The sequence below is a fragment of the Methanospirillum sp. genome (genome assembly GCF_035406105.1).
Classification (GTDB): Archaea; Halobacteriota; Methanomicrobia; order Methanomicrobiales; family Methanospirillaceae; genus Methanospirillum.
Genome location: NZ_DAONKG010000144.1, coordinates 1 through 6421, shown reverse-complemented (window position 1 = coordinate 6421; position 6421 = coordinate 1). Strand labels below are relative to the sequence as shown.

The following is a 6421-nucleotide window of genomic DNA, read 5'->3' as shown; positions in this document are numbered from 1 at the left end:
AGTGTTGCAGACATCAGAAGAATTTTAGCGTCAAGGTTTTCTTTCAAGAATGAACACATTCCAAGAATAAGTGCTACAGTCCGGGGTTCATATGAATGAATCTCATCAAGGATGAAAATGCCCTGATACATTTCAAGAAGACCCATTTCATAGCCCTTGAGAGAAAAAAAGTGTTTTATCGCCTGAAAAGGGGTCATTATTTTATATGGGCTACATATTTGGCGTGAAATTTTTATGAGATGCTGAGAGGTTTCCTGATTTTCATACATTTGAGTAAGAAAATATGCTGCTCGTCCATGAAGCAGAGAGATGAAATCATCACTTGAGTACTCCTGCTTAAAATTTTCTTTTAACCGTCTATACAGTGCATTTATACTGGCTGTATACGGGAGAGTAAAAAAAATTCTACTGCTCTTTGTCCGATTCAGATTATTTGTAGCCCAAAATAAGGCTGCTTCAGTCTTTCCTGAACCTGTAGGTGATATTACAATAAGATTGCCTGAATGATTCAGGCATTTTTGTTGAATTGATGTTTTTTTATTGAATGTGAAGACGTTCTCCAATGTAGGCAATGGTTTAAGAATATTTGTTATTCCTCCGGAGGCCAGGTAATCTGATGCGTTCACCAACCCTTTTCCTGCAATACCGATACGAAAGAACCATTGTTTGAATTCTGCATCATGATGTAGGTAATACGCAAGAGATCGTAATGTGTCCTCCCAATCATTGCTCGTAAATGAAGTATTTTCTGAAAATGCAGATATTTGACAGTGAGAATATCCATATCTGGTTTTAATAAAGGTAAATTTCTCTAAAAAGGATGTAATGGCCTTTTGATTAGAATAAATCTCCTGAATATGCTCTGAAAACGGAGTTCCAATATTATCCGGTATTTCACAATAATGATATAATTCCTGGAGATCTTTATGATGGGTGAGTATAAGTGTTTTAATAATGTCCCGATCATTTTCTTCAACATTGAGGAGATTTGCAAAAGGGGTTGACAATATCTCATGTCGGTAATGATTCCATTGATTGGGTAATTTTTTAAGAGATTTTTGAAACTCTTCTGATGCTTTCCCGATATCATGAAGGAACAGGGCTTGAAATACAACAGAATAGAAGGAAGGATATTTTGTATATTGATCAAGGTCAGGAAAGATATCAACAAGTTGACTAAAAATATTGAGACATGAGAGTGTGTGTTCTTCCAGTGTTTCTCCATTACTTTTTGCGAGAACCGGAGTAATCATGGAGGAATACACCACACTCCCGATAGGGATCGTAAAATCCGTGAGGAATTACCTGAGGAGAGTCAATTATTACAAAAGTTCTCACGTCCTGTGGTTTTCTTGTCGATTCATCTGTAAATGATGTAGGGAGAGAGACAACCTGTCCAGGAATGCTGCCATCAAAGGGGATCATTGTATTCATAATTGTGACATTATCGGCTTCCTCGATGTTTATTTGAGTGATATTCCGGACAAAAGCCAAGTCTGCCTGTCTTCCCATTACGAGGGGGTAATATGGTTTTTTCAAGTATTGCTCAAATTGTAGGTCATCCAGGTAAAGAGTAAGAACGCAATTGAATAAAAATTCTCGGGTTATAATATTAGTTTTCTGAAAAGAAATTGGGTTTGTTTTCGATTCTCCTCCGAATTCATAGATCTTCTCCAGATCATATCCCTTTCCATCAGAAAAAAAATCGTATCCAAGGCGGAGAGAAGATGGGGTCACTGCTTCTCCTTTTGCAGCTGATAACAGACCATATATTGTAGATACAGGTGGAACAGAGTATGAGGGATGATATCCTACAATAAACATGGGATATCTGAATGATGCTGTTAAAGCTGCTATTTCTACGCGTAAGAGTTTCATTATCACGAAGAGAGAAGTGATTTGGATTTTTCTGAGAACTCATTTACAAACAGTTCGATTGCCTGTGCAGGAGATGACAGAGTTACGGTGACCCCATCAGGGGCGGTATAGTGCTGTAATTCTTTGTCCTTATCTGATCCAAAACCACTTTGCCACCCAATATATATGCCAGTTAAGAGGTCTTCTTTATAGTCAGTGAGTACTTCAGTGAGGGCATCAAGATTAATGAGCCCTTCTTCATAGTTGTTATGGGGAAATACATCCATAAAGATATTATTTCCACTATTTATTGCACACAGAATGATTGCTTTGGGGGTTACGTCTGTATGATGTAGTGTCTGCATCGCTCCACCTGAAAGGTATTTTAATGCAGAGATTGTATCAATAATTCTCTGTTTCCTAATATTCTCTGATAATCGGAACCGGTTTTCTGATCCAATTCTCATTTTCCGTTTGTCACATTCTGCTATCAAATCTTCAGAGAGGTTTTTGCTACCTGGTTTATCTATTGCACTGAATGTTCCGGCAGCATCAATATCGAGAGCAAAGATACCCTTGAGAATATTACTATAGAACTGATGATTAAACAGAACCGGATTTCCTTCAAATTTCCGGTTCATGACACCAAAATCAGAATTTGGAGAAATTGGAAGGCCTATGAGTGGAGAGCACTTGAGAGGAGAGACGCGAGTTACGGTGACATTTTGAGATTTTTTCTTGCCTTTTACTTCAGTCTCAACTTTTCGGGCAGACATATATCCAAAAAGATCATCATCAGGATATTTTAGAGGATCCGCCATAGTAATTGCTTGATTATCCCCAATTTTGTCAACAGGTGAACAGATCCAGGAATACTTCTGCTCAAGAACATTTCTCCACCAAAACCTGAGTGCCTGAGCTGACACATAGGGCCTTTTTCCTTCAGGGGACTGAATGGTCTTTGTTGCCACTTCGTTTTCATTTCCAGATCTGGAATCTATACCTTTATTATTAAGGGCTGAAAAGGGGGCATTAATTAGATATGTTCCAATGATAGTTTTCATTGTTGTTCCTCTGATAATTGTATAAGTTCACTCTCTTCTTCACTTTCTTTGGCCAAAATATCATGGAGTTGTTCATATAACCTGACTACAATCAAATCCCGAACCTCTGTCCAGCCTCGATAATCTCCAGGTATCATTATGCGTGTGAATTGATCAAATTCGATCATAGGATCTTCTTTTCCCAGTTTTTGCCAGTCAACCATTGCAAGACGGATTTGATTTCTGAACTCTTCAAGCGTCTTGGATGAAACAATTGCTTGTAATCTCTTTTTATTATTTTTCAGGCGAATAGTTTCGGCAATTCGGTCGGCACAGATTTTTATGTCGTTAATTCTTTGTTGATTCATAAATCGTACCTTTTTACAATAGTTTTCTATCAAATCCCATGGAATAATTGGGGACATTGATTTGTCATCTTTAAATGCCCAAATAATGCTTTTATTCTCTAAAAGAAATGAATGAATGCGATTTTTACTCGTTTTCCATACAGGGAGGTCAATGTTCTGACGGGATTGGTGTGCATAATGTCGTGATAGGAGTGAGTACCACGCGGATTTATACTGTGGCGAATTCATTACCGATGAAACAAATGAAAAAATGTTGGATGGAAGGTGATAAATTGATATTCCTTTTGGATTCTGATTGTAATTATCAAGATGATATAATATGATCGATTCTGATCCTGAACAAATTCCTTCAATTACATATTTTGAGCTGAATTTATATGCCAGATTGAAAAGAGCATTTTCTGGGTTTTTGAATTTTTCATCATATAAACCTGAATTTTCTTTATCGTTAAATTCTCCAGAACTATATCGTAATTTTAAAGTGTGAATTATTTCTTTTCCATATTCAAATAAAAGAGTTCGGTTTCCTGAACTGATAAGACATGGTTTTCCCCCTGCTTTGTAGCAGAGAAGGGGGGAAAATTGTATCGCTAATACACATCGTGGGCAGACATAAATCCCCTCCTGAAATGAGGGGAAAAAATTGGTAAAAAGCGAGGACCCTGCAAGTGGGATCTCTGTTTTAGCATAACTGGCATTATCTGATGGTCTGCCACAAAACTGGCAGATGTTGTAATCATTTTCATGTGGAGTGTTAATTCTCTTTATGAGATTTGTCAGAAAATTGATCGATTCTGTCCTTTTTTTATCTTTAAGTGAAGGATTTATATATTTACTATTAGGAAAAATTGAAAAAAGGTCTTTTGCCCAAGCAGGAGTCATATACAGATCTATAAGAAAATTTGTGGCGTTTATGAGTTCTTCGCTGGAACATGTTTCAAATTGTTTACCACAAAGAATTTCTATTGCAACAATTCCTGCTGTAACAAATGGGTCTTCTATTTGCCTCAATGGTTTTTCCGACTGTTTATGCTGAAAACCACCAAACGATGACTTCAGCGTAAGTTTCATATATAATATCTTCTTTGTAAAGTTAAATTAATCTTTCGAATTAATTATTCACATGGATCCTACAGGTGAATATCTCCCCTCGGGGACAGAGGTCCAATACTATGCAATCTGTCATACCAAACTATGGCTCTTTTCACATTATATTCGAATGGAAGATAGTTCTGATGAAGTTCTTATTGGAAGAATACTCCATGAAGATTCTTATCAAAAAGAGCATAAGGAGATTATTGTCCTAGGAAAGATAGCTCTTGATTTCGTAAAAACGAAGGATACAATTTTAATTCACGAAATTAAAAAAGAGTATAAATTTGTAGATGTGCACAAACTTCAATTAAAATATTATCTCTGGTATTTTCATCATATTCTAAAATTGTGGCCTGTTGAAGGGGTTATTGATTATCCAATTCATAAAAGACAAGAAAAGGTTGTATTATGTGATCAGGATGAATTAACGATCCCACTGCTCATAACCAGAATTGAAGAGATTATTCATAAGCCACGTGCACCGCTTCCAAGAAGAATTCCGGCATGTTCAAAATGTGCCTATTTTGAGATTTGTTGGGTATAACATGAGAAATTTTTATTTAATTAAAAATGGACAGTTGATAAGAAAACAAGATACTCTCTATTTCATCGCAAAAAAGGATCCTAATGCACTTGAAATATCCTGTATTGTGGAAGATGATATAGAAGAGGGTCCATGTGAACTGGATGACGTCTCATTAAAACCAGAATATGAAAAGAAAGTGCTTCCAGTTGAACAAATTGATGCATTATTTCTATATGGAAGGATATCTTTATCATCAGGAGCAATAGGACTTCTTGCGAAAAAGCAGATACCCGTCCATATTTTTGGATATTATGGGCAGTACATCTCAACGCTATATCCAAGGGAAACTTTGTTATCCGGAGATTTGCATATCCGGCAGGCACTTCATTATGCTAATTCTAATGAGCGCCTTTTCCTTGCAAAACAATTTGTTCTGGGAAGTGCTTCAAATATTATTAAAAATATCGAGTATTATGAGAGAATGGGCAAGGAGATTTATGATAACAGAGTCTCTATTCAGGAGAGGATTTCAAAAATAAATTCGGTGAATACTGTATCTGAGCTTATGGCATTTGAGGGTAATATCAGAGAATTGTATTATTCTACTTTTGACGTTATCATGCCAGGAGAATTTTCATTTAAAGAGCGAACGAGAAGGCCACCAAAAAATCCCATGAATGCTCTGATCAGTTTTGGAAATTCCTTAGTATACGGGGATATTATCACAGCACTATATCATACGCAGTTGGATCCCACTATTTCCTTTCTTCATGAACCAAGTGAGCGCAGATTTTCTCTTGCACTGGATATCGCTGAGATATTCAAGCCACTATTTGTAGATCGTTCAATCTTTAAACTTGTCAATAAAAGAATGATTTCATCTGATGACTTTAACCAGAACATTGGTTCCTGTCTTCTGAATGAGAATGGCCGAAGAATATTCCTTGAAGAATATGAATCCAGGCTTCAAACAACAATTAAACATCGTTCTCTTCACCGAAAGGTATCATATAAACGACTCATGTATCTTGAATGTATTAAAATCGCCAAACATTTACTTGGACTGAAAGATTATGATCCCTTTGTAATTTGGTGGTGATATTTTTGTTTGTTGTTGTAGTGTATGATATTAATGTCGAACGGGTAACAAAAGTTTGTGCATATTTAAGGAAATTTCTATTTAGAGTTCAGAACTCTGTTTTTGAAGGAGAAATAACGAAAGGACAATTCACCAGAATGAAAAGCGGATTAAAAAAAATAATCGTGGATCAGGAAGATACCATTAGAATCTACATTCTTCCACATGATAAGGTTGTTCGTATTGAAACAATGGGAAAAGAGATTTCGGAATTTTGTCAGATAATTTGAGGTCGTGGATCTTTATATTCCGATAGCACTATCTAGGATCAACGATAACATGTTATTAATTGCCTGAAAAACGTCCATTAAAAAATGCAGGATGTAATTTTTTTGGGGCAGTTCAAAGCGGACTAAAGTAGGATTGAAACACAAAATTGCCCTCGTTGTCCTTG

At 36.2% G+C, this 6421-nt stretch carries 7 protein-coding genes and 1 pseudogene; 3 read left to right on the top strand and 5 right to left on the bottom strand.

Going from position 1 to position 6421, the window contains the following annotated elements:
* The 5 genes and pseudogenes from cas3 to cas8a1 all read right to left on the bottom strand — a co-directional run.
* On the bottom strand, window positions 1–626 hold a 626-nt coding region (gene cas3 / locus PLA23_RS09245), incomplete at its 3' end, for a CRISPR-associated helicase Cas3' (RefSeq protein WP_324474947.1).
* A 132-nt stretch (window positions 627–758) separates the two neighbouring features.
* A pseudogene (locus PLA23_RS13815) lies at window positions 759–1253 on the bottom strand (CRISPR-associated endonuclease Cas3''); the annotation flags it as partial.
* A complete protein-coding gene (gene cas5b / locus PLA23_RS09240) occupies window positions 1225–1878 on the bottom strand; it encodes a type I-B CRISPR-associated protein Cas5b (protein ID WP_324330109.1) in 654 nt (217 codons plus the stop codon). The gene cas5b and the pseudogene PLA23_RS13815, both read right to left, overlap by 29 nt.
* A gap of 2 nt (window positions 1879–1880) precedes the next feature.
* Complete coding sequence (cas7i, locus tag PLA23_RS09235) at window positions 1881–2921, bottom strand: type I-B CRISPR-associated protein Cas7/Cst2/DevR (RefSeq protein WP_324330111.1); 1041 nt, start codon at window positions 2919–2921, stop codon at window positions 1881–1883.
* A complete protein-coding gene (gene cas8a1 / locus PLA23_RS09230; protein ID WP_324474945.1) occupies window positions 2918–4339 on the bottom strand; it encodes a type I-B CRISPR-associated protein Cas8b1/Cst1 in 1422 nt (473 codons plus the stop codon). The genes cas7i and cas8a1 overlap by 4 nt, the downstream gene beginning before the upstream one ends.
* Window positions 4340–4391: 52 nt before the next feature.
* Here cas8a1 and PLA23_RS09225 point away from each other — a divergent pair, with 52 nt between their 5' ends.
* The 3 genes from PLA23_RS09225 to cas2 are packed head-to-tail and all read left to right on the top strand — an operon-like array spanning window position 4392 to window position 6257.
* Window positions 4392–4907, top strand: coding sequence for a CRISPR-associated protein Cas4 (locus tag PLA23_RS09225; protein WP_324330116.1), 516 nt, complete (start codon window positions 4392–4394; stop codon window positions 4905–4907).
* A gap of 1 nt (window position 4908) precedes the next feature.
* Window positions 4909–5988, top strand: coding sequence for a type I-B CRISPR-associated endonuclease Cas1b (cas1b, locus tag PLA23_RS09220; RefSeq protein WP_324330118.1), 1080 nt, complete (start codon window positions 4909–4911; stop codon window positions 5986–5988).
* A gap of 5 nt (window positions 5989–5993) precedes the next feature.
* Window positions 5994–6257, top strand: a complete 264-nt coding sequence (gene cas2 / locus PLA23_RS09215; RefSeq protein ID WP_324474943.1) for a CRISPR-associated endonuclease Cas2 — start codon at window positions 5994–5996, stop codon at window positions 6255–6257.
* The last annotated feature ends 164 nt before the right edge of the window (window positions 6258–6421 follow it).

What these genes read in the sequence shown, in the direction of transcription:
- cas8a1 (WP_324474945.1), bottom strand. Translation starts at nt 4,339, where the DNA reads ATGAAACTTACGCTGAAGTCATCGTTTGGTGGTTTTCAGCATAAACAG.
- cas5b (WP_324330109.1), bottom strand. Translation starts at nt 1,878, where the DNA reads ATGAAACTCTTACGCGTAGAAATAGCAGCTTTAACAGCATCATTCAGA.
- cas1b (WP_324330118.1), top strand. Translation starts at nt 4,909, where the DNA reads ATGAGAAATTTTTATTTAATTAAAAATGGACAGTTGATAAGAAAACAA.
- PLA23_RS09225 (WP_324330116.1), top strand. Translation starts at nt 4,392, where the DNA reads ATGGATCCTACAGGTGAATATCTCCCCTCGGGGACAGAGGTCCAATAC.
- cas7i (WP_324330111.1), bottom strand. Translation starts at nt 2,921, where the DNA reads ATGAAAACTATCATTGGAACATATCTAATTAATGCCCCCTTTTCAGCC.